Below are 21806 nucleotides of genomic sequence, written 5' to 3' on the forward strand. Positions count from 1 at the left end.
CTCGGTAGGCTTATGACATTGCCAATCGGGGCCTGTCCGGCCCACGGACGGTCCGGTGCGGCCCATGATGGAGGAGAATCATGACTGATCGCGTGTCGGCGGGGAACTTGCGCGTCGCCCGAGTGCTCTACGACTTCGTGAACAACGAGGCCTTGCCCGGCACCGACATCGACCCCGACAGTTTCTGGGCGGGCGTCGACAAGGTGGTCACCGACCTCACCCCCAAGAACCAGGACTTGCTGCGCCGGCGTGACGAGCTGCAGGCACAGATCGACAAGTGGCACCGCCAGCGCGTCATCGAGCCGCTCGACATCGAGGCGTACCGCAAGTTCCTCACCGAGATCGGTTATCTGCTGCCCGAACCCGAGGACTTCACCATCACGACGTCCGGCGTCGACGACGAGATCACCACGACCGCGGGCCCGCAGCTGGTGGTTCCGGTGCTCAACGCGCGGTTCGCGCTCAACGCCGCCAACGCCCGCTGGGGCTCGCTCTACGACGCCCTCTACGGCACCGACGTCATCCCCGAGGACGACGGCGCCGAAAAGGGCACGAGCTACAACAAGGTCCGCGGCGACAAGGTGATCGCCTACGCGCGCAAGTTCCTCGACGAGGCCGTGCCGCTGGAATCCGGCTCCTGGGCCGACGCGACGGGTCTGTCCGTCGACGACGCCCAGCTGAAGGTGGCGACCGCCGAGGGCTCCGTCGGCCTGGCGGATCCGAAGCAGTTCGCCGGCTACACCGGCGAGCTCGGCTCCCCCAGCTGGTCGGTGTTGCTGGCCAACCACGGTCTGCACATCGAGATCCTGATCGACCCGGAGTCGCCGATCGGCAAGACCGACGCCGCGGGCATCAAGGACGTGGTCCTGGAATCGGCGATCACCACGATCATGGACTTCGAGGACTCGGTGGCCGCCGTCGACGCCGACGACAAGGTGCTCGGCTACCGCAACTGGCTCGGGCTGAACAAGGGCGACCTGTCCGAAGAGGTCAAGAAGGACGGCAAGGCCTTCACCCGGGTGCTCAACGAGGACCGCACCTACAGCACGCCCGACGGCGAGGGCGAGCTGACGCTGCCGGGCCGCAGCCTGCTGTTCGTCCGCAACGTCGGTCACCTGATGACCAACGACGCGATCGTCAGGAGCGAAGGCGACGAAGAAGAAGAGGTCTTCGAGGGCATCATGGACGCGCTGTTCACCGGCCTGACCGCCATCCACGGCCTCAAAACCGGCGACGCGAACGGGCCGCTGGCCAACAGCCGCACCGGGTCCATCTACATCGTCAAGCCCAAGATGCACGGGCCCGACGAGGTCGCCTACACCTGCGAGCTGTTCAGCCGCGTCGAGGACGTCCTCGGACTGCCCCAGGGCACCCTCAAGGTCGGCATCATGGACGAGGAACGGCGCACCACGGTGAACCTCAAGGCCTGCATCAAGGCCGCGGCCGACCGCGTCGTGTTCATCAACACCGGCTTCCTGGACCGCACCGGCGACGAGATCCACACCTCGATGGAGGCCGGGCCGATGATCCGCAAGGGTGCGATGAAGAGCACCGCGTGGATCAAGGCCTACGAGGACGCCAACGTCGACATCGGCCTGGCGGCCGGCTTCAAGGGCAAGGCGCAGATCGGCAAGGGCATGTGGGCGATGACCGAGCTGATGGCCGACATGGTCGAGCAGAAGATCGGCCAGCCGAAGGCGGGCGCGACCACCGCGTGGGTGCCGTCGCCGACGGCGGCCACCCTGCACGCGATGCACTACCACTACGTCGACGTGGGCGCGGTGCAGGAGGAGCTCGCCGGCAAGAAGCGCACCAAGATCGAAGAGCTGCTGACCATCCCGCTGGCCAAGGAACTGGCCTGGGCTCCCGAGGAGATCCGCGAAGAGGTCGACAACAACTGCCAGTCCATCCTGGGCTACGTGGTGCGCTGGGTCGCCCAGGGCGTCGGCTGCTCGAAGGTGCCCGACATCCACGACGTGGCGCTCATGGAAGACCGTGCCACGCTGCGGATTTCGAGCCAGCTGCTGGCGAACTGGCTGCGGCACGGCGTGATCACCGAGGAGGACGTGCGCGCCAGCCTGGAGCGGATGGCCCCACTGGTCGACGAGCAGAACGCCAAGGACGCGGCGTACCAGCCGATGGCGCCCAACTTCGACGACAGCCTGGCCTTCCTGGCCGCCCAGGATCTGATCCTGACGGGCACGCAGCAACCCAACGGATACACCGAGCCGATCCTGCATCGCCGTCGGCGGGAAGCCAAGGCACACGCCGCGCAGTCGAATTGAGCCTGCGCTCGAATCGGGTGCGAGCGTGTAATAGTGCCGGCGATGACTAAAATCGGCGCCGAGTCAACGATGGATCGAAGGAAAGGCCGCGGGCACTGCTATGGGTAGGCACAGTGCGCCCGACCCTGACGACTTCCTCGACGAACCTTCTCGCGACGACGTCGTCGACGAGCCGTCTCGAGGCGACGAGGCAGGACGACGCCACCGGAATGCCGGTGACGAGGAAGCCGACCTCTACGCGGACGAGGATGACTATTCCGACGAGGGTGATTACTCGGAGGGGGATTACTACCCGGACGAGCGTCGCCATCCCGACGAGGGTTTCGCGGCCGACGACGACGATCTCTATGCCGCCGAGGATTCTTTCGTCGACGGCACCGCCGATGACTATCCGGAGTTTCGGTCCCGGCCGGCGCCGCCGTCGAGCCCGGAGCCGCCGGCCGCACCGCCCTCACTCTTCGGGGGCGGCCATCGCGGACTGGCCGACCGGCTGGGTGGCCATCGCAGTGAGGGAGGCCGTCGCGGCGTCAGCATCGGCGTGATCGTGGCGCTGGTCGCGGTCGTCGTCGTGGTGGGATCGGTGATCCTGTGGAGCTTCTTCGGTGACGCGTTGTCCAAGCGCTCGCACACGGCCGCTGGACGCTGCGCGGGGGGCCAGGAGACGGTGCCGGTCGTCGCCGACCCGTCCATCGCCGATTCCGTTCAGAAATTGGCGGAAAGCTACAACAAATCCGCCGGGCCGGTCGGTGACCACTGCATGGTGGTGAGCGTCAAGCCGGCCAATTCCGACGCCGTGCTCAACGGCTTCATCGGCAAGTGGCCCGCGGAATTGGGCGGCCAGCCGGCGCTGTGGATTCCGGGCAGCTCGATCTCGGCCGCGCGGCTCGCCGGGGCCACGGCGCAAAAGACCGTCACCGAGAGCCATTCGCTGGTCACGTCCCCGGTGGTGCTGGCCATCCGCCCCCAACTCGCGCCCGCCCTGTCCAACCAGAACTGGGCGGCGCTGCCGGGCCTGCAGACCAACCCGAATGCGTTGGCGGGGTTGAACTTACCCGGGTGGGGTTCGCTGCGTTTGGCCCTGCCGATGACCGGCAACGGGGACGCGTCGTTTCTGGCCGGCGAGGCGGTGGCGGCCGCCTCGGTACCGCCCGGCGCCCCGGTGACGCAAGGCACCGGCGCCGTGCGCAGCCTGTTGAGCGCACAACCCAAACTGGCGAACAGCTCGCTGACCGAGGCGATGGACGTGCTGCTCGGACCCCCTGACGCGGCGACCGCACAGGTACACGCGGTCGTCACCACCGAGCAACAGCTGTTCCAACGCGGCCAATCGCTGCCAAACGCCAAGGACACCTTGGGATTCTGGCTTCCACCAGGTTCTGCGGCGGTGGCCGACTACCCCACCGTGCTGCTCAGCGGTTCGTGGCTGAGCCGAGAACAGGCGTCTGCGGCCAGCGAGTTCTCGCGCTTCATGCACAAGCCAGACCAGCTGGCCAAGCTGGCGAAGGCCGGCTTCCGCGTCAACGGCGTGACATCGCCCAGCAGTCCGGTCACCAGCTTCCCGGCGCTGCCCGCCGCGCTGTCGGTGGGAGACGAGCCGATGCGGGCCACCCTCGCCGAGGCGATGGCGAGCCCGTCGAGCGGGCAGGCCACGACCATCATGCTCGACCAGTCGATGCCCGCACAGGAAGGCGGGAAATCCCGGCTGGCCAACGTGGTCGGTGCCCTTCAGGACAAGATCAAAGCGCTGCCCCCCACCGCGGTGGTCGGCCTGTGGACGTTCGACGGACACGAAGGCCGCTCGGAGGTGGCGAGCGGGCCGCTGTCCGACGCCGTGAGCGGCCAGCCGCGTTCGGCGGCGCTGGCCGCCGCCCTGGACAAGCAGTACTCGTCGGGCGGCGGCGCGGTGTCCTTCACCACGCTGCGGATGCTCTACCAGGACATGCAGACGAATTATCATGCGGGCCAAACGAACTCGATCTTGCTGATCACCGCGGGGCCGCACACCGACCAGACGTTGGACGGGCCGGGGCTGCAGGACTTCATCCGTAAGAGCGCTGATCCCGCCAAGCCCATCGCGGTGAACGTCATCGACTTCGGAGCCGACCCGGACCGGGCGACCTGGGAAGCGGTCTCCCAACTCAGTGGCGGTAGCTATCAGAACCTAGCGACGTCGGCGTCCCCGGACCTCGCTTCGGCGGTGAACACCTTTCTGAGCTGAACGCCCTGAGCCGAGGCGGAAAGAGGACCGTCAGGCGAACGCCTCCACCGGCGGGCACGAGCAGACCAGGTTGCGGTCGCCGTAGGCGCCGTCGATGCGACGCACCGGCGGCCACACCTTGGGCCGGAACTCCTTACCCAGCGGATAGGCGGCCTGCTCCCGGGTGTAGGGGTGATCCCAGTCGCCGATCACCAGGCACTCGGCCGTATGCGGCGCGCCCCGCAACGGGTTGTCGTCGGCCGGCCACTCCCCCGCGCCCACCCGGTCGATCTCGCCGCGAATGGCGATCATGGCGTCGCAGAACGCGTCGACTTCGGTCAGCGTCTCGCTCTCGGTGGGCTCCACCATCAGCGTGCCGGCCACCGGGAAACTCATGGTGGGGGCGTGAAAACCGTAGTCCGCCAACCGCTTTGCCACGTCGTCGACGGTAACGCCGGTGGACTTCGTGATCCCCCGAAGGTCCAGAATGCATTCGTGGGCGACCATCCCGTTCTCGCCGGTGTAGAGCACCGGGAAGTACTCGTCGAGGCGCCGGGCGATGTAGTTGGCCGAGGCGATCGCGGTCAGCGACGCCGCGCGCAATCCCTCGGCGCCCATCATCCTGATGTAGGCCCAGCTGATCGGCAGGATCGAGGCCGACCCGTAGGGCGCCGCCGACACCGGATGTCCGTGGGGCAACTCGGGTGCGTGCGGGTGCCCCGGCAAAAACGGCGCCAGGTGCGAGCGCACCGCCACCGGCCCGACGCCGGGTCCGCCGCCACCGTGCGGAATGCAGAACGTCTTGTGCAGGTTCAGGTGGCTGACATCGCCGCCGAACCTGCCCGGCCGCGCCAGTCCCACCAGGGCGTTGAGGTTGGCGCCGTCGACGTAGACCTGCCCCCCGGCGTCGTGCACGGCCGCACAGATCTCGGCGATGTCGTGCTCGTAGACGCCGTGCGTGGACGGGTAGGTGATCATCAGCGTCGACAGCCGGTCGCGGTGCTCACTGACTTTGGCGCGCAGGTCGTCGAGGTCCACGTCGCCATTGGTGTGGCAGGCCACCACGACGACCCGCATTCCGGCCAGCGCCGCCGACGCCGCGTTGGTGCCGTGCGCACTGGACGGGATGAGGCAGATGTCGCGGTGCGGTTCCCCACGGCTGGCGTGGTATTCGTGAATCGCCAGCAGCCCGGCGTACTCGCCCTGCGAGCCGGCGTTGGGCTGCAGCGAGACGGCGTCGTAACCGGTGATCTGCACCAGCCAGGTCTCCAGGTCGGCGATCAGACGCCGCAGGCCGGCGGTGTCCGACGCCGGCGCGAATGGGTGCTGACGGGCGAATTCCGGCCAGGTGATCGGCTCCATCTCCGCGGCGGCGTTCAGCTTCATGGTGCAGGACCCGAGCGGAATCATGCTGCGGTCCAAGGCGATATCTTTGTCGGCCAGCGTGCGCAGGTAGCGCATCATCGCCGTCTCGGTGCGGTACTGCGTGAACGCCGGATGGGTGAGGAATTCCGATGTGCGGGTGACGATGCCGGCGCACCTCGGCTGGGCGGCCTGGACGCCGAACGCCTCGAGCACGGCGGCGACATGCTTCTCGGTGGTGACCTCGTCGCAGGCCACCGATACGTGGTCGTCGTCGACTTGCCACAGGTTGATGCCGTTGGCCTTGGCCGCGGCGGTCACCTCGGCGGCGCGTCCGGGCACCCGCGCCAGCACGGTGTCGAAGTACTTGTCGTGCACCAACGCATCGCCGAGGGCGGCGGCGATCGCCTCGGCGTGACCGTGTACGCGGCGCGCCAGCGCGGTCAGCCCCTCGGCGCCGTGGTAGCTGGCGTACATCGCGGCCATCACGGCCAGCAGCACCTGCGCGGTACAGATGTTGCTGGTCGCCTTGTCGCGGCGGATGTGCTGCTCGCGGGTCTGCAACGCGAGCCGGTAGGCCGGCGACCCGTCGGCATCCAGCGACACACCGACCAGCCGGCCCGGCAGCTGGCGGGCGTGACGGGCGTGCACCGCCAGGTAGCCGGCGTGTGGCCCACCGAATCCCATTGGCACGCCGAATCTTTGGGTGGTCCCGAAGGCGACGTCGGCGCCGATCTCGCCGGGCGGCGTGATGAGCGTCATGGCGAGCAGGTCGGCGCCGATGGCGATCAGTGCTCCCCGGTCGTGCGCCTGCTCCACCAGGCCCGACCAGTCGGTGACCCGGCCGCTGGCCCCGGGTAGCTGGGCGATGACGCCGAAGAAGTCCCCGTCGGGAAGACCGTTGCGCAGGTCGGCGGTGACGATCTCGATGCCCAGCGGCCTGGCCCGGGTCGCCAGAATGGCCGCGGTCTGGGCGAAGACGTCGGCGTCGACCGCCAGGCGGTTGGCTTTACCGCGCGCCGCGCGCTGCATCAACGTCATGGCCTCGGCCGCCGCCGTGCCCTCGTCGAGCATCGAGGCGTTGGCGACCTCGAGGCCGGTGAGGTCGGCGACCATCGTCTGGAAGTTCAGGAGCGCCTCGAGCCGGCCCTGGCTGATCTCCGGCTGGTACGGCGTGTAGGCGGTGTACCAGGCGGGGTTCTCCAAGATGTTGCGCAGCAACACCGGAGGCGTGAGCGTGTCGTAGTAGCCCTGCCCGATCATGGACACGGCCACGGTGTTGGCCTCGGCCAACGACCGCAGCTCGGCGAGCGCCCCGGCCTCGCTGGCGGGGGGTGGCAGCCGGTCGAGGCCGGGCGCGGTGCCACCGTCGGTCAACCGGTCCAGGATGCCGTCCGGAACCGCCTTGGCGGCGAGCTCGTCCAGTGAGTCCACGCCGATGACGGCGAGCATGGCGGCGACGGCCTGGCTGTCAGGGCCGATGTGCCGAGCAGCGAAAGTGAATTGGTCGGACACTGGAACTCCTGAGTAAGCGGACGAAGACATATCACGGCAGAGGACTAACGGCCCTCTCCCTCTGTCTTCACCCGTTCACCGGGCGCCTGAGAGATTCGGCGCCGATGCTGCCTGCGCGCCTTTCCCCATCGGCGGGTGCGGACCGCAGGCCCACGCCGCTTTCCAGAGGCATCGAGATTTCGTGCGGTCCGGGTGCCTGAGAGGTTGACGGAGAGGTGTTGCTCCTTCGGCGTCCGTGGCTGGCAGCCACGAAACTCTCCCGCTCGAATGCGATGCGCAGCCCAGTTTACCCGGCCGCTCAAGTCACGGGCGCGCCGTCAGCCGATCTTGCGGTCGCGGTGCTTGCGCCGGGACGCCAGTTCGTCCTCGGGCTCGGCGATCGACTCGCCCCCGTCGGCCCGCTCGCCGGGAAAGTCCGCGATGACGCCGGTGAGCTCGCGCATGGCGCCCGACACGGCGATGCCGAAGACGCCCTGCCCGCCCTGCAGCAAGTCGACGACCTCTTCGGCCGACGTGCACTCGTAAACGGTGGTGCCGTCGGAGAACAGGGTGATGTTGGCCAGATCCTGGACACCACGCTGACGCAGATGGTCGACCGCGACGCGGATGTTGTGCAACGAAATCCCGGTATCGAGCAGCCGCTTGACGATCTTGAGGACCAGGATGTCCTTGAAGGAATAGAGGCGCTGGCTGCCGGAGCCCGCCGCGCTGCGGATCGACGGGACCACAAGCGAGGTGCGCGCCCAGTAGTCCAGCTGTCGATACGTGATGCCGGCGATCTGGCAGGCACTCGGACCGCGGTAGCCGACCAGCTCGTCGGGCACGGAGTCGTCCGGGAAGAGTCCGGGCTGCACGGGTGCGCTGGCTACGGTGACGCTGCGGTCACTGGTCGCCGGGCTGCCGCTCTCAGCTAGGTTGAGCTGCTCTTGGCGTGGCTGCTCGCTCACGGTGGTTCCTTCCCGCGATCGCGCTCTCGTCGTTAGCTGCGTCCCTGGCTGCAGCGCAGCCACGTTTGCTCAGGCCCGAGTGCTAGTAGAGCTTACGCTTTCCGATAGCCACCGCGCCTGTAGTCGCGAACAAAGTATGGCCGCCGCGAGGCCAAGTGGGCGGGCTATCCACCAGCGTGTCGACATCTCGGTGTGGTTCGAGACGGATCCGTGATGTCGCATTCCAGGCTAAACCAGCCGCCCCGCCGTTCCCAAGTGCTGGTGGTAGCAGGTTTGCGCTAGGTGGCTTTGAAATCGTCCGGAGATACGCTATCGAGAAATTCTTTGAACTTCTCCACCTCGTCCTCCCGGACGGCGGTGCCGCCTTCCTCGTCGCTCTCGTCGGGGATCAGCAGCCCGGCCTGGGCGAGCACGCCTTCTTCGACGTAGATCGGAACGCCGACCCGCAGCGCGATCGCCACCGAGTCGGACGGACGGGCCGACACGGTGATGTTGCGGTCGAACACCAGGTCGGCGTAGAAGGTGCCCTCTTGCAGATCGACGATCCGGACCTCTTTCAGCGAATGCCCAAGCGCGGCAATGACATCCCTGATCAGATCGTGCGTCAACGGGCGTGGCGGCTCAACGCCTTGCTGCTCGAGCGCGATGGCGGCGGCCTCCGACTGACCGATCCAGATCGGAAGGTAGCGGTCACCGTTCGTTTCGCGCAGTAACAGCACCGGCTGATTTTGCGGCTGCTCGACGCGAATGCCGACAACACGAACTTCACCCATTTGTGTCTGCCCTCCGCATAGTGGCGCCGGTTGGATTGGTGATCGCCAGCGACGGCGAGGTCAAAGTCCGCCCTACTGCCGAAAACCAAGCTGTCGACCGAAGTCTAGTCCTCAGCGATCCAGAACGTCGCGAACGGCGGCTTTGATCAACGAGGTGTGCAACGTGATGGCGAGCGCCGCGACTTCGCGCGCCAAATCGTCGGCGCGATCGCGCGCGCCGGCCTTGCCGGCTTTGACTACCGGACCGGCAATCTGCGCGATCAGGTCCGACTGCCGATCGGCGGCCGAGCGGAACGCGCGCAAATGTCGTGGCTCGACACCGTAATCCGACAGCGCCTGCGCGCACTGCAGGATGACCACCGCGTGCTCGTCGAAGAAGCCGGCGGGTCCGGTGGTGATGACTCCGGCTTTGAGTAGCGCGGTGAGGAGGTCGTCTCCTACGCCCGCGCGGTTCAGCAGTTCTTCGCGGCTCAGCCGGACATGGGTGGGGGCCACCGCCGAGGTGTCGGAGCCCGAGTCCGCCCCGGCGGCCTCCCCGGTTCCGGCCACGGACACCAGGCGCGGGGCGGAATAAGTCGTTCGTTCGGGCGGCAGCTCGCCGTCGGGTTGGGCGTCCAGTTGCGCCCTGATGACCTTCAGCGGCAGATAGTGATCACGTTGCGCGGTAAGGATGAACCGCAACCGCGCGCAGTCGTACGCGGTGAACCTTCGATACCCCGACGCGGCCCGCTGCGGTGTCACCAGACCCTCGGCCTCCAGGAAGCGGATCTTGGAGATGGTGACATCGGGGAAGTCCGGCCTCAGCAGTTCCAGGACCGCCCCAATCGACATCCCGGCGAGTGCCGAGCTATCGGGCGCGCTCACTAGCCTGAAGATCCTCCATCCTCACCCTGCTTGGGTCCGGTCAGAAACACCAAGCGGAACTTGCCGATCTGCACTTCGTCTCCGTTGGCGAGCACCGCGGAGTCCACGGGCTCACGGTTGACGTAAGTGCCGTTGAGACTACCAACGTCGACCACGCTGAATTCGTTGTTTTCCAACCTGAATTCGGCGTGCCGACGACTGACGGTTACGTCGTCGAGAAAAATGTCGCTGTCGGGGTGCCGACCGGCGGACGTGGTGGGCTGGTCCAGCAAAAAGCGAGAACCGGCGTTCGGTCCCCGCTTGACGACCAGCAACGCCGAGCCCGCGGGGAGTCCCTCGACTCCGGATACCGCACTCTCGGTGCCCGCTTGTGCGGGAGCGTCCAGCTCGTTGAGGAAGTCGGCACGGAAGACGGAAGTCGTCTCTACCGTGACTTCGTCCGAATTCTGGTCGTTGTCCATGTCCGTCACGCGCTGCTCCTCACTGGCTGCTGTGGCGTTGTCTGTCCGGGCCGCTCGGCCGGCTTTCGCACCAGGTTTGGTTGCCCGGTATGCCGATTACTGCCGTCTTCTACTTGCAAGTGTCTTTCACGTGTCTCTCAGCGATCTCCGAAGGTCTTCAAAGGTCGATGTGTCGACGGTACCGCGCACCCGCCTGCAATGCGCCCACCACCTGACGATCCGAAACTTCGACTCCCCCGTACCCCGGCTGCACCGCACGCTCGCTGTGCGGGGCTGCAGGGACATTAGCAATCGTCATTCGGTCAGCGTTCCGCGGTAGGCCTCAGCGTCCAGCAGCGAAGAAATGGCCGACTCCAATGCGCCGACTTCGGGAACCTGCACATCCAGCAACCAGCCGGCTCCGTACGGGTCGGAGTTCACCAGTTGCGGACTGCCGTCCAGATCGGTGTTGACCGCCGACACTTTGCCCGACACCGGGGCGTACAAGTCCGACACCGATTTCGTCGACTCGACCTCGCCGAAGGATTCGCCCGCGGTGACTTCGGTGCCCACGTCGGGCAACTGAACGAAAACGACATCGCCCAACGCCGATTGCGCAAAATCGGTGACGCCCACTCGCACGGTGTCATCCCCGCTTCGGCGAACCCATTCATGTTCGGCGGTGTAGCGCAGGTCGGGCGGAATATCGCTCACGGGTGATCCTGTTCTGTTCGGGCGGCGCTCACTTGACGGGCTGAGCGTATTGGTGCGGTTTTGGTTGCCGCAAGGTGGTCACGTCCACGCGGTCGGCCTGCTGGACCGACATTCGCGCACCGACGCGCTTCACCGTGTCCTGCGCGCCGCCGGGAATGTTCATGGCGGCGGCGAGGGTAGGTGGATCGCCAATCGCCAGAATCGAATACGACGGAGACAGCGTTTTGGAGTCGATGATCAGCGACCCCGGCGTACCCACCACCCACGTGTCGACACCCACTCGCACCGATTGGTGGGCGTCGTTGACTTCGATCGCCTCGGCGCCGGCGGCCCGCAACTCATTGATCACGTCGAGCATCGCCTCGGGCGACACCCCGGGTGCGGGGTCGTCGATGGTGACGGTGACGCCGGGCCCGGTGGCCCCGACCGCCCCGACCAGAATGGACAGCGCCGCCAGCCTGGACTGTGCGGACTGGATGGCCGCCTGGTCGTTGTTTCCGGACGCCTGCAAGGCATTCAGCGTGTTCTGAAGCTCGTTCACCTCGGTGTTGAGTGTGCCTTCGCGCTGTCGCAACGAATCGAGCAGCACCAGAAGGTCTGCGGGACGGGCCGTCTCGAGCGAGTCGCCGGACTCGGTCTGGCGGACCTGGGTGACGATGGCCAGGCCCAGGAGCAGGCACAGCATGGCGGCCAACGTCCCGAAGACCATCCGGGACCGACCGCCGCGCACCAGGCCGGACAGCCCGGTGTCGTGCACCGGGCCGATCTCGGGCCGCGGGCTTTTCGCGGCCAGTTCGTGGCGGCCGCGCGACGCACCCGGCTCTGCCGTCGCATCGGCGCCGGAGCCACCGGGCTTGGTTGGCCCGTCACCACTTTGGCCGCCGGCGGCGCGTTGGCCGGCGGCGTGGTCTGGCGGATCCTGGCTCACGTTGACCTCAACTGCGTTATTGCGCCGCTTCTCGCCCCCGCAGGCGGGTGGGGGTACCTCCCACTCGTGGGGGCGTGCCCCCACATCGCTTTTCTGCTCTGCATCGTCGCCGGCGCGGTTACGCCCCGAACAGCCTACGGCGCAGGGCGGCGGCATTGCCGAAGATGCGGATACCCAGCACGACGATGATGGCGGTGGACAACTGCGTGCCCACGCCCAATTGATCGCCGACATAGACGATCAGCGCGGCCACGAAGACGTTGAACACGAACGAAACCACGAAGACCTTCGGGTCGAAAATCCGTTCCAGGTAAGCACGTAACCCGCCGAACACCGCATCCATCGCCGCGACCACCGCGATCGGCAGGTAGGGCTGGACGACCTCGGGTACCGCGGGATGAAAAACCAGCCCGAGCACGATGCCGATTGCCAGCGCTGCGATACCGATCATGCTTGGTTTCCCGTCCGCGTCTCACCCAGGCGAACGTGTCTGATGGGGGCGTTTCTCACTGTGGCCCAATCTGCTTGGCGAACTTGACATCCCGGATCGACCCGGCAGGAAGCGTGAGACCGTCTGCGGAGTCCACCGTAACCACGACGCCGTAGGAGATCTGCAACAGCCTCAGTCGCTGCATGCCGGCACTGTTGTCGAAGACGTCGCGCATCGCCCGCGGCGGCCCGATGGCCAGGATCGTGTACGGACTGGTGGTCGGGTTGTTGTCGACCAGGATCGCGCCGCCGGCTTGCCGGATCGTCACATTCGGCCCGATCCGCACACCGCCGACCGAAATGGCCTCGGCGCCGCTCGCCCACAGCGAGTTGACCAGCAGCTGCAGATCGCGGTCCAGGATGATCTGCCTGCTGCCGCTGACCCGCTGCTTGGACACGTCGGAAAGGTTCGGGCCGGCACCGGGATCGGTGACGGTCACCTTCAGGCCCGGTCCGATGATCGCCGTGCTCGCGGCCGCCAGGCTGAGGGCGTCAAGCCGTTTCAGCAGCCGCTGCCCCTCGGCGTTCTCGGCCAGGGCGTGGCGCTGCACATCGTCGACGCGCGTCGCCAGCTCGCTGCGGCGCTGGTTCAGCTTGGCCGCGGAGCCTTCCGTCGACCTCACGTTGCCCAACAGCAGCTGCTGGGCCGAACGCACCCCGGGCGCCACCGAGCGGGCCTGCGCGACCGCGGCGGCGAAGACGGTCGCGATCAGCAGCGCCGCGGCGGCCTGCCAGAGCCAACCGAACACGCGCTGGCGCCGGCTGCGGGGTGCGTCGGCGGTGCCGCGTTTGGCCGCCGCCGCGGCGTAGCCCGGATCGAGGTGCTCGGACAGCAGCGCGCGCAGCAGCGACGGCACCGGGATCAGCTTGGGCCGCGATGCCACGTGCGCGCCGCGACCGGCATTGGGGTCGTAACCGCCGAGCAGACGGTCCGCGTCAGCCATGGTCAGCCACCCTTGCCGCGGCCGACGGGCGAGAGTCGCGGTCGACCTTGGGCATCCGGCGCAGCACGAGAATCATCTGCACCGCATACTGCACGAACGCCCACAGGTACGCATACAAGCCCCAGATCAAAAAAGCCCAGCCGCAGGCCCCGATCACGCGGCTCCACAGCGCATCCCAGGTGCCCAGCAACACCAATGGAAAGCCGGACATCAGTGCGAACGTCGCGGCCTTGCCGATGTAGGTCACCGGCAAGGCCGACAGGCCCCGACTCCACAGCGCCGGCAGCGTCGTCGCCAACAGACCGTCGCGCGCGAGCAGGACGATGACGAACCACCACGGCACGATGCCGCCGACGGCGAGCACGATGGGCACCGCAACCATGTAGAGCCTGTCGACCGCCGGGTCGAGCAGGACACCCAGGCGCGAGGACTGATTGAGCAGCCGGGCGATCTTGCCGTCCGCCCAGTCCGAGGCGCCGCTGAACATCAGAATCGCGACCGCCCATCCGTTGGCGTGCGCGACCACCAGGGCGTAGACGAACACCGGGATCAGCGCCAGGCGGACAGCGCTGAGCACGTTGGGCACCGTCAGCACCCGATTGGGCGGAAGCACCGGCTCCATGAGCCGTGACCTTAGCCCAACGGCGAGCGCGCGGCTGGGCGCGCACCAGGCGTCAGCGGAAGACCCCGGGCAGGCTCAGGGTGGACAGCGTGTCGTCCGACAGCGGGTTGTCGTTGACCATGTAGGTCCAGGTCGACGTCGGCCGCGCCAGCTTGGACAGGTCCAGTCCGGGCTCTTCGTCTAGCACGTTCGCGGTTTCGAACGTCTGCTGGGCCGCCTCGATCGCGTCCGCGGCCAGCGACGCGAACGCGTCGACCGCCAGCCGGTGGAACTCGTCCAACGGGTTCTGCCGGCCCAGCGCCCGCAGGTGGATGCTCTCCCGGATGTCGGCCAGGTACGCCAGATGGTCGGCCCAGCCGCGGTCGAGGTGATAGAGCATGATCTGCCGGCAGATCGTCTCCAGGCGCTGTTCGGAGATTCCGTCGGTCTCGGCCAGCTCCTTGTAGCGCTTGGGCGCCAGCTCGGCGAGTTCCTCACGCGCGGTTGGGGTGCGCAGCAACGTATTACGCCGATCGACGATGATGGCGCGCTGCTGGGCGATCAACTGGTTGTAGCGCCAGGTGTTCGCGTGCACATCCAGCATCCGGCCCTCCGCCACCCGCTGTGCGTGGTCGAGCAGGCCCGCCGCCTTGGGGCTGACGATCTTGCCGTCCTCGTCGGTGTCCGTCGGCAGCTTGTTGTGGTCGAGGTTGGCGGCCACCACGTCGTCTTCCCAACTCGAGAAGAACACCGACGACCCCGGATCGCCCTGCCGCCCGGCGCGCCCACGCAGCTGGTTGTCCAGACGCTGGGTGTGGTGCCGCTCGGTCCCGACGACGTGCAGCCCGCCCAGCTCGGCGACCCGGTCGTGGTCGGCTTCGTCGGAGCCGCCGAGGCGGATGTCGGTACCGCGCCCGGCCATCTGCGTCGAGACGGTGACGACGCCGAACTTGCCGGCCTCGGCGATCACCTGGGCTTCTTCGGCGTCGTTTTTGGCGTTCAGCACCACCGCGGGTACCCCGCGGCGCAGCAGCCGCTCGTGCAGCTCCTCGGATTCGGCCACGTCGCGGGTGCCCACCAGCACCGGCTGACCGGTCTCGTTCACCTCGGCGATGTGTGCGACGATCGCGTCGTTCTTGGCCGCGGCGGTGATGTAGACGCGGTCGGACTCGTCTTCACGAATGTTGGGCTCATTCGGCGGAATTGGGGACACCCCGAGCTTGTAGAACTGGCGCAGCTGCTCACCGGCGGCCAGCGCCGTGCCCGTCATGCCGCACACCGTCGTGTAGCGGTTGATCAGCGCCTGCACGGTGATGGTGTCCAGCACCTCGCCCGTTTCGGTGGTCTCGATGCCCTCCTTGGCCTCGACGGCGGCCTGCAGACCGTCGGGCCAGCGCTGCAGTTGCGCGATGCGCCCGCGCGCGGCATTGATCAGGTGCACCGCGTCGTCGCGGACGATGTAGTGCACGTCGCGCTGCAGCAGCACGTGCGCGTGCAGCGCGACGTTGATCTCGGTCAGGGTGGTGACGACGTGTTCCTCGGAGTACAGGTCGATCCCGCCGAGCGCCTTTTCGACCTTGCGGGCGCCGACCTCGGTCAGGTGGACATTGCGGCTGTCGGCGTCGGTGTCGTAGTCGGTGCCCGCCTCCAACTGGCCGGCCAGCTCGATGATCTCCAGCCGCGGCGTCTCCCGGTGAGTGGTCCCGGCCAGCACGAGCGGCACCAGCGCCTCGTCGACCAGCACCGAGTCGGCCTCATCGATCAGGGCCACGTCGGGGTTGGGCGACACCAGATCGGCGACGTCGGTGACCAGCTGATCGCGCAGCACGTCGAAGCCGATCTCGTTGACCGAGGCGTAGGTGACGTCGCAGCCGTAGGCGGCCCGGCGTTCGTCGCTGGTCGACTCGGCGGTGATCCAGCCGACCGTCAGACCCATCGCCTCGATGACGGGGCCCATCCATTCCGCGTCACGACGGGCCAGGTAGTCGTTGATGGTCACGACGTGTACGTGCCGCCCGGCCAGCGCGTACCCGGCCGCGGCGATCGCGCCCGCCAGCGTCTTGCCCTCGCCGGTGGCCATCTCGATGACGTCGCCCGCCAGCATGCGCAACGCGCCCAACAGCTGAACGTCGAACGGCCGCAACCCGCTCGCCCGCTCGCCCGCCTCGCGGGCGATGGCAAGGAACTGCGGGATGTCGTCGGAATTCGCCAGGTCATCGAGGTTGAGCAGCCCAGCCGCTTTGCGTAGCTGCTCGTCGCTCAGCCCGGCGGCCTCGTCGTCATACTCCGACGAGTCGTTGACCTGGGTGAGAGAGCGGCTGCGGTCCTTTTCGGTGCTGGCGCCGAGCAGCTTCCAAAAGCGGCTGCTCAGCCGGCCGGGTTGAGCGCGGGTCGTCTTAGGCACAGGTCAACGGTACGCGGTGGCCCACCGCGCGGATTCATCACGCGAGGTTGGAGCGGCGTGGATAGGCGACGTCGGGATCGGTGAGCACATTGACGACGGCGGGCAGCCCGCTGCCGAAAGCGCGTTCCAGCGCCGGCCGCAGCTCGCCGGGCGCGGCGACCAGTTCGCCGTGGCCGCCCAGAGCCCGCGCCACCTCGTCGTAACGCGTCCCCGGGCGCAGCTCCGCCACCACCGAATAGCCGTACAAAGCCTCCATGGGGTGCTTTTCCAGACCCCAGATGCCGTTGTTGCCGACCACGGACACCACCGGCACGTTGTGCCGAACCAGGGTGTCCCATTCCATGCCGCTGAAACCGAATGCGCCGTCGCCCTGCAGCAACACCACCTGGCGGTCGGGGCAGGCCAGCTTGGCGGCCAGTGCGTAGCCGGGGCCCGAACCCAGGCACCCGAAGGGCCCGCTGTCCAGCCAGCAACCCGGTCGATAGCTGTCGATCACCCGCCCGGCGTACGACCCGAAATCACCGGCGTCGATGACGACGATCGCGTCCCGATCCAGCATGGGTGCCAGTTCCGCATACACCCGCATCGGGTGTAGCGGACTGCGGTCGTCGGCCAGCTCGGCCTGCTCCTTGGCGCGCGCCGCGGTCTCGGCGGTTCGCAGTTCGCCGATCCAGTCCTGATGGTCGGTCCCCGTGGCCGGGGCCAGCGCCGCGAGAATCGTCAACAGGTCGCCGTAGAGCTCGGCCTCCACCGGGCGCGGATGGCGCCGTTCGGGTTCGGCCCGGTCCGCGACGATGAGCTTTGTCTGCGCGCCGAACACCGCGCCGAATCCGAGCCGGAAATCCATGGGAACGCCGACGATCAACGCAACGTCGGCCTCCCCCAACGCTTTTCCGCGAACACGGGAGAACGCCAACGGGTGATCGGCGGGAACCGCGCCGCGGGCCATGCCGTTCATCAGCACCGGGATCTGGAGTTCTTCGGCGAGGCGCAGCAGGGCCGCTTCGCCGCGCCCCCACCAGACGTTGGTGCCCGCCATGATTACCGGCCGCTTCGCCCCGGACAGCAAGGCGGCCGCCCGGCTAAGCGAGTCACCGTCGGGTGCGGGCCCCGGTGGCAGGTCGACGAGGACGCCAGGCCGGCCGTCATCGTCGGACATGGAAAACGCGTGGTCCATCGGGAAATCCACGAAAGCCACGCCCGACGGCGCACCGACCGCCGCGCGCAGCGCGTCGTCGACGAGCCGCCCCGCCTCGTCGGCCGACTGTGCGGTGGCGGCGAAGCGGGCCAGCGGCGCCACGAACGGCACGTGGTCGATCTCCTGTAGCGAGCCCATGCCCCAGCGCTGCGCCGGGGCCCGGCCGCCCAGCACCACCAGCGGCGAGGCGTTCTGCTGCGCCGCCGCCATCGCGCTCATCCCGTTGGTGACGCCCGGCCCCGCGGTCAGCGCGGCCACGCCCGGCGATCTCGTCACTTTCGACCAGCCCTCGGCGGCGAACGTCGCGGTCTGCTCATGGCGCGTGTCGATCAGCCGGATGCCCTCGTCGCGGCATCCGTCGTAGACGGAGAACAGGTGACCGCCCGATAGCGTGAAGACGGTGTCGACGCCGCTGGCTTTGAGCCGGCGCGCGATGAGTCGGCCGGCATGTACGGTCTGGCTGGACGGAGCGTCGATGCTCATCTGCGCAGCCTATTCGACAACCGCTCGGGTAGCTTGCGGGGAAGTGCCGACCGCAGAAGGAGACGCCGAAATTGGACTCGAAGCTGTTCAAACCGTCCATCGATTGGTCGTCGGCATTTCAGGATTCCCTGCGGTGGCTCGCCATCGCGTGGGTCATCGGTGCCGTCTGTCTGCTGGCCGCGCTGGTCGCCGCCAGGTATCTGACCCCGTGGGGCCGCCAATTCTGGCGGATCACGCGCGGCTACTTCGTCGGGCCGACCAGCGTCAAGGCGTGGCTGGGGCTCGGTGTGCTGCTGCTGCTCGTGCTCTTCTCGGTCCGGCTCAACGTGCTGTTCAGCTATCAGAGCAACGACATGTACACGGCGTTGCAGGTGGCGTTGAAAGGGCTCGCTACGGGGAACAACGAGGTCAAACAGTCCGGGATCCACAATTTTTGGGTCTCGCTCGGGATTTTCATCCTGCTGGCGGCCATCTTCATCGCCCGGGTGATCCTCGACATCTACCTGACGCAGCGGTTCATCATCGCCTGGCGCATGTGGCTGACCGGCCATCTCACCGACGACTGGCTCGCGGGCCGGGCCTACTACCGGGATCTGTTCATCGACAACACCATTGACAACCCCGACCAGCGCATCCAACAGGATGTCGACATCTTCACCGCGGGAGTGGGCGGCACCCCGAACATCCCCTCCAACGGGACGACCAACACCCTGCTGTTCGGTGCCGTCAACGCGGTGGCATCGGTGATCTCGTTCGCCGCGATCCTGTGGAATTTGTCCGGGGACTTCGATCTTTTCGGAGTGACCGTGCCGCGTGCGATGTTCTGGACCGTCCTGATCTATGTGTTGATCGTGACGGTGGTCGCGATTTGGCTTGGGCGCCCGTTGATTTGGCTGAGCTTCAACAACGAGAAACTCAACGCCGCGTTCCGCTACGCCCTGGTGCGGTTGCGCGACGCCGCGGAGGCGGTGGGCTTCTACCGCGGTGAGCGCGTCGAACGTACCCAATTGTGGCGGCGGTTCACGCCGGTCATCGACAACTACCGCAGGTTCGTCCGCCGGACCATCATCTTCAACGGATGGAACTGGTCGGCGACGCAGACGATCATTCCGCTGCCGTTGGCGATTCAGGCGCCCCGCCTGTTCGCCGGGGAGATCGCGTTCGGCGATGTCACCCAGACCGCTCAGGCTTTCGGCAACATCAACGACTCACTGTCGTTCTTTCGCAACAACTATGACGCGTTCGCGGCCTTCCGGGCGGCGATCATCCGTCTGCACGGCCTCGTCGACGCCAACAGCAAGGGCCGCGCGTTGCCGGCAATTCTCGTCAAGCCCAGTGAAGAGGCGGCCGTCGAACTTCGGGGTATCGAGGTGCGCACGCCGGAGGGCGATCAGTTGGTCGACTCCCTGGACATCCAACTCGACCAGGGCGACACCCTGGTGATCACCGGCCGCTCGGGGGCGGGCAAGACGACGCTGCTGCGCAGCCTGGCCGAACTGTGGCCGTACGCCTCGGGAACTCTGTGCCGCCCGGATGGTGACAACGAGACGATGTTCTTGTCGCAGTTGCCGTATGTGCCGCTCGGTACGTTGCGCACCGTGGTGGCCTATCCGAACTCACCGGACGGCATGTCCGACGAGCAGCTGCACGACGTGCTCACCAAGGTTGCCCTGGCACCGCTGATCAACCGGCTGGACGAGGAGCACGATTGGGCCAAGGTGCTTTCCCCCGGCGAGCAGCAACGGGTCGCCTTCGCGCGCATCTTGCTCACCAAACCGAAGGCCGTCTTCCTCGACGAGGCCACCTCCGCGCTGGATGAGGGCCTGGAATTCGCGCTGTATCAATTGGTTCGGGGCGAGCTGCCGGAGTGCGTCATGGTCAGCGTGAGCCACCGGCCCACCGTCGAGCAGCACCACTCCCAGCAGCTGCACCTGCTCGGCGGCGGCCCATGGCAGCTGGGCCCCGTCGACAAAGAACCCGCGCAGGTCTAGCGCGCCTGCGCTCCCCCGGCCCGTGCGGCCGCGTGCGCTCCGGCGCTGTGCCGTTGCGCGCCTACGCTCCCCCGGCCCGTGCGGCCGCGTGCGCTCCGGCGCTGTGCCGTTGCGCGCCTACGCTCCCCCGGCCCGTGCGGCCGCGTGCGCTCCGGCGCGGCGCCCGAAGAACGACCCTTCGCCCAGCTGCGTTCCGCTCGCGTAGCCCTTGCCGTCCTGGGCGAGGTTGGATGCGCAGGCGCCCGCGGCATACAAACCGGGCACCACGGTGCCGTCGGCGCGCTGCACCTCGCCATCGAGCGTCACCGCCAGGCCGCCGATGGTGAATCCCGAATACATCGCCCGTCCGAGCGACAGATCGAACACGGCCCAGGGCCCGTTGTCCTGTGGCGCAAGGAATTCCGGCTGCTTGTGGAAGTCCGGGTCCTCACCGGCAGCGGCGTGCTTGTTGTAGCGATCCAGCGTGGCCGCGAGGTTGCCCGCCGGAATGCCAAGCGCGGCTTCCATTTCCGCGACCGTCTCGTAGCCGTCGAGGAAGCGGATCAGCGGCATGGCCGGCATCTCGGTGTGCGCCTCGTCGACGATCAGGTATGCCGTCTGGTCGGGCTGTTCCAGCACGAAGGCAGAAGTGCGCGAATGATAGGAGTCCTCGGTGACAAAACGCCGGCCCTCCTTGTTGACGATCACACCGGTCAGCAAGACCTCGGGCGGATAGGCCGCGGCGGTGATGAACAGCTCGTCCATGTTCTTGGTCGCGCCGCCCGCCGAGACGCCCATCCGGATGCCCAAACCGTCGTCGTTGGGGTTGCCCAGGATGTAGGGCGCCACCACGCCGTGATGCTTGGTGCGTCGCTCCTGACCCAGCGCTGGCGTGTGCTCGGCAACCATCTCCGGGTTCATCGCGAATCCGCCCGCCGCGATGATGACCGACTTGGCCCGGATCGCACCGGTGTCGGTGAAGTGCTTCCACGCGACGCCGACCACCGCCCCGTCGTCGTTCAGGACCAGGTTGGTGGCCCCGGTTTCGTAGCGGATCTGCACGCCCAGCGCGTCGGCGCGTTTGAGCAGCAGGTCGACAACCATGCTGGCGCCGCCCAATTCGCCGGGCACCGGCACCGAGTGACCGCGCGGCGCCGGCTTGGCCCGCTCGCAGAAGGGCCAGACCTTTTCATTGCCGGTGTAGCTGAGCCCCTCGGTGCCCGGCGGGACGACGACCTTGCCCGGGTAGTAGCTGCGCTCGAACTGAAAACCCAAGTCTTCCAGCCAATTGAAGTGCTCGACGCTGCCCTCGCAGTAGGCGCGGATCTTGTCGAGCTCGGGTTCGCGCGACACCTCGACCAGATACTTGTACATCTCCTCGACCGAGTCCTCTTGACCCGTCGCCTGCTGGACCGCGGTCCCGCCACCGAGGTAAAAGTGGCCCCCCGCAAGCGAAGTGGTGCCGCCGGCGGCGGCGGCGCGTTCGAGCACCAGCACCCGCGCGCCGGCGGCTGCGGCGCTGACCGCAGCGCAACCGCCCGCGATGCCAAACCCGATCACCAGGACGTCGACGTCATCCGACCACGTGGTCACCTCGCCCGCACTGACTGTTGCCGGTATCTCCGTGCTCACTGGCGCCACTCCTCCTCGTCGCAAACCTGGGGTGCCCCCGCTGCCTCATCGCTGACGGGA

The 21806-nt window shown here is 67.5% G+C and carries 16 protein-coding genes and 1 riboswitch; of the genes, 3 read left to right on the forward strand and 13 right to left on the reverse strand.

The features are described 5' to 3' along the window. Positions 1-80: 80 nt before the first annotated feature. Positions 81-2285 (forward strand): malate synthase G, encoded by a 2205-nt coding sequence (locus AC5Y4T_RS06675; protein WP_499949481.1) that lies wholly within the window; start codon positions 81-83, stop codon positions 2283-2285. Between the two features lie 100 nt (positions 2286-2385). Further along, a complete protein-coding gene (locus tag AC5Y4T_RS06680; RefSeq protein WP_499949480.1) occupies positions 2386-4503 on the forward strand; it encodes a substrate-binding domain-containing protein in 2118 nt (705 codons plus the stop codon). A 30-nt stretch (positions 4504-4533) separates the two neighbouring features. On the opposite strand, the gene gcvP is transcribed toward AC5Y4T_RS06680, so the two are convergent. The 12 genes from gcvP to AC5Y4T_RS06740 form a co-directional block, all read right to left on the reverse strand. Further along, a complete protein-coding gene (gcvP, locus tag AC5Y4T_RS06685; RefSeq protein ID WP_499949478.1) occupies positions 4534-7359 on the reverse strand; it encodes an aminomethyl-transferring glycine dehydrogenase in 2826 nt (941 codons plus the stop codon). A gap of 174 nt (positions 7360-7533) precedes the next feature. After that, positions 7534-7631: riboswitch (glycine riboswitch) on the reverse strand. Positions 7632-7676: 45 nt separating this feature from the next. Further along, positions 7677-8306 carry a MerR family transcriptional regulator gene (locus AC5Y4T_RS06690; protein ID WP_499916605.1) on the reverse strand — a complete coding sequence of 210 codons (630 nt, stop codon included), beginning with the start codon at positions 8304-8306 and terminating at the stop codon, positions 7677-7679. A 278-nt stretch (positions 8307-8584) separates the two neighbouring features. Further along, complete coding sequence (locus AC5Y4T_RS06695; RefSeq protein WP_007771374.1) at positions 8585-9079, reverse strand: bifunctional nuclease family protein; 495 nt, start codon at positions 9077-9079, stop codon at positions 8585-8587. Between the two features lie 111 nt (positions 9080-9190). Then, entirely contained in the window at positions 9191-9943 is a 753-nt protein-coding gene (gene ftsR, locus AC5Y4T_RS06700) for a transcriptional regulator FtsR (RefSeq protein ID WP_499916608.1), read from the reverse strand. Continuing rightward, positions 9943-10404 (reverse strand): glycogen accumulation regulator GarA, encoded by a 462-nt coding sequence (gene garA, locus AC5Y4T_RS06705; RefSeq protein ID WP_007771376.1) that lies wholly within the window; start codon positions 10402-10404, stop codon positions 9943-9945. The genes ftsR and garA overlap by 1 nt, the downstream gene beginning before the upstream one ends. A gap of 294 nt (positions 10405-10698) precedes the next feature. After that, complete coding sequence (gcvH, locus tag AC5Y4T_RS06710; protein WP_499916610.1) at positions 10699-11097, reverse strand: glycine cleavage system protein GcvH; 399 nt, start codon at positions 11095-11097, stop codon at positions 10699-10701. Positions 11098-11125: 28 nt separating this feature from the next. Further along, on the reverse strand, positions 11126-11890 hold the full coding sequence (locus tag AC5Y4T_RS06715) for a DUF881 domain-containing protein (protein WP_499916793.1): 765 nt from the start codon (positions 11888-11890) through the stop codon (positions 11126-11128). 253 nt (positions 11891-12143) lie between these two features. Then, the gene (locus tag AC5Y4T_RS06720; protein WP_499916612.1) at positions 12144-12476 is read right to left on the reverse strand and encodes a small basic family protein; all 333 of its coding nucleotides are present in this window, start codon (positions 12474-12476) and stop codon (positions 12144-12146) included. A gap of 55 nt (positions 12477-12531) precedes the next feature. Further along, complete coding sequence (locus tag AC5Y4T_RS06725; RefSeq protein WP_499916614.1) at positions 12532-13458, reverse strand: DUF881 domain-containing protein; 927 nt, start codon at positions 13456-13458, stop codon at positions 12532-12534. Beyond that, complete coding sequence (locus AC5Y4T_RS06730; protein ID WP_499916616.1) at positions 13451-14080, reverse strand: CDP-alcohol phosphatidyltransferase family protein; 630 nt, start codon at positions 14078-14080, stop codon at positions 13451-13453. Before AC5Y4T_RS06730 ends, AC5Y4T_RS06725 begins: the two co-directional genes overlap by 8 nt. A gap of 52 nt (positions 14081-14132) precedes the next feature. Beyond that, positions 14133-16463, reverse strand: a complete 2331-nt coding sequence (secA2, locus tag AC5Y4T_RS06735) for an accessory Sec system translocase SecA2 (RefSeq protein WP_499952479.1) — start codon at positions 16461-16463, stop codon at positions 14133-14135. Positions 16464-16500: 37 nt separating this feature from the next. Continuing rightward, positions 16501-18144, reverse strand: coding sequence for an acetolactate synthase (locus AC5Y4T_RS06740; RefSeq protein ID WP_499916620.1), 1644 nt, complete (start codon positions 18142-18144; stop codon positions 16501-16503). A gap of 71 nt (positions 18145-18215) precedes the next feature. On the opposite strand from AC5Y4T_RS06740, the gene bacA reads away from it, so the two are divergent. After that, on the forward strand, positions 18216-20135 hold the full coding sequence (bacA, locus tag AC5Y4T_RS06745) for a vitamin B12 ABC transporter pemease/ATP-binding protein BacA (RefSeq protein WP_499949476.1): 1920 nt from the start codon (positions 18216-18218) through the stop codon (positions 20133-20135). Positions 20136-20252: 117 nt separating this feature from the next. Here the strand turns inward: bacA and AC5Y4T_RS06750 are convergent, their stop codons facing one another. Next, the gene (locus AC5Y4T_RS06750) at positions 20253-21746 is read right to left on the reverse strand and encodes an FAD-binding protein (protein ID WP_499916624.1); all 1494 of its coding nucleotides are present in this window, start codon (positions 21744-21746) and stop codon (positions 20253-20255) included. Positions 21747-21806 lie beyond the last annotated feature (60 nt).

Source organism: Mycobacterium sp. NGS11 (genome assembly GCF_059813315.1).

Bases quoted from the DNA above. Each gene is read 5' to 3' on its own strand.
- AC5Y4T_RS06675 (WP_499949481.1), top strand. From the start codon at position 81: ATGACTGATCGCGTGTCGGCGGGGAACTTGCGCGTCGCCCGAGTGCTC.
- AC5Y4T_RS06680 (WP_499949480.1), top strand. From the start codon at position 2,386: ATGGGTAGGCACAGTGCGCCCGACCCTGACGACTTCCTCGACGAACCT.
- AC5Y4T_RS06695 (WP_007771374.1), bottom strand. From the start codon at position 9,079: ATGGGTGAAGTTCGTGTTGTCGGCATTCGCGTCGAGCAGCCGCAAAAT.
- garA (WP_007771376.1), bottom strand. From the start codon at position 10,404: ATGGACAACGACCAGAATTCGGACGAAGTCACGGTAGAGACGACTTCC.
- AC5Y4T_RS06720 (WP_499916612.1), bottom strand. From the start codon at position 12,476: ATGATCGGTATCGCAGCGCTGGCAATCGGCATCGTGCTCGGGCTGGTT.
- AC5Y4T_RS06725 (WP_499916614.1), bottom strand. From the start codon at position 13,458: ATGGCTGACGCGGACCGTCTGCTCGGCGGTTACGACCCCAATGCCGGT.
- AC5Y4T_RS06730 (WP_499916616.1), bottom strand. From the start codon at position 14,080: ATGGAGCCGGTGCTTCCGCCCAATCGGGTGCTGACGGTGCCCAACGTG.
- AC5Y4T_RS06740 (WP_499916620.1), bottom strand. From the start codon at position 18,144: ATGAGCATCGACGCTCCGTCCAGCCAGACCGTACATGCCGGCCGACTC.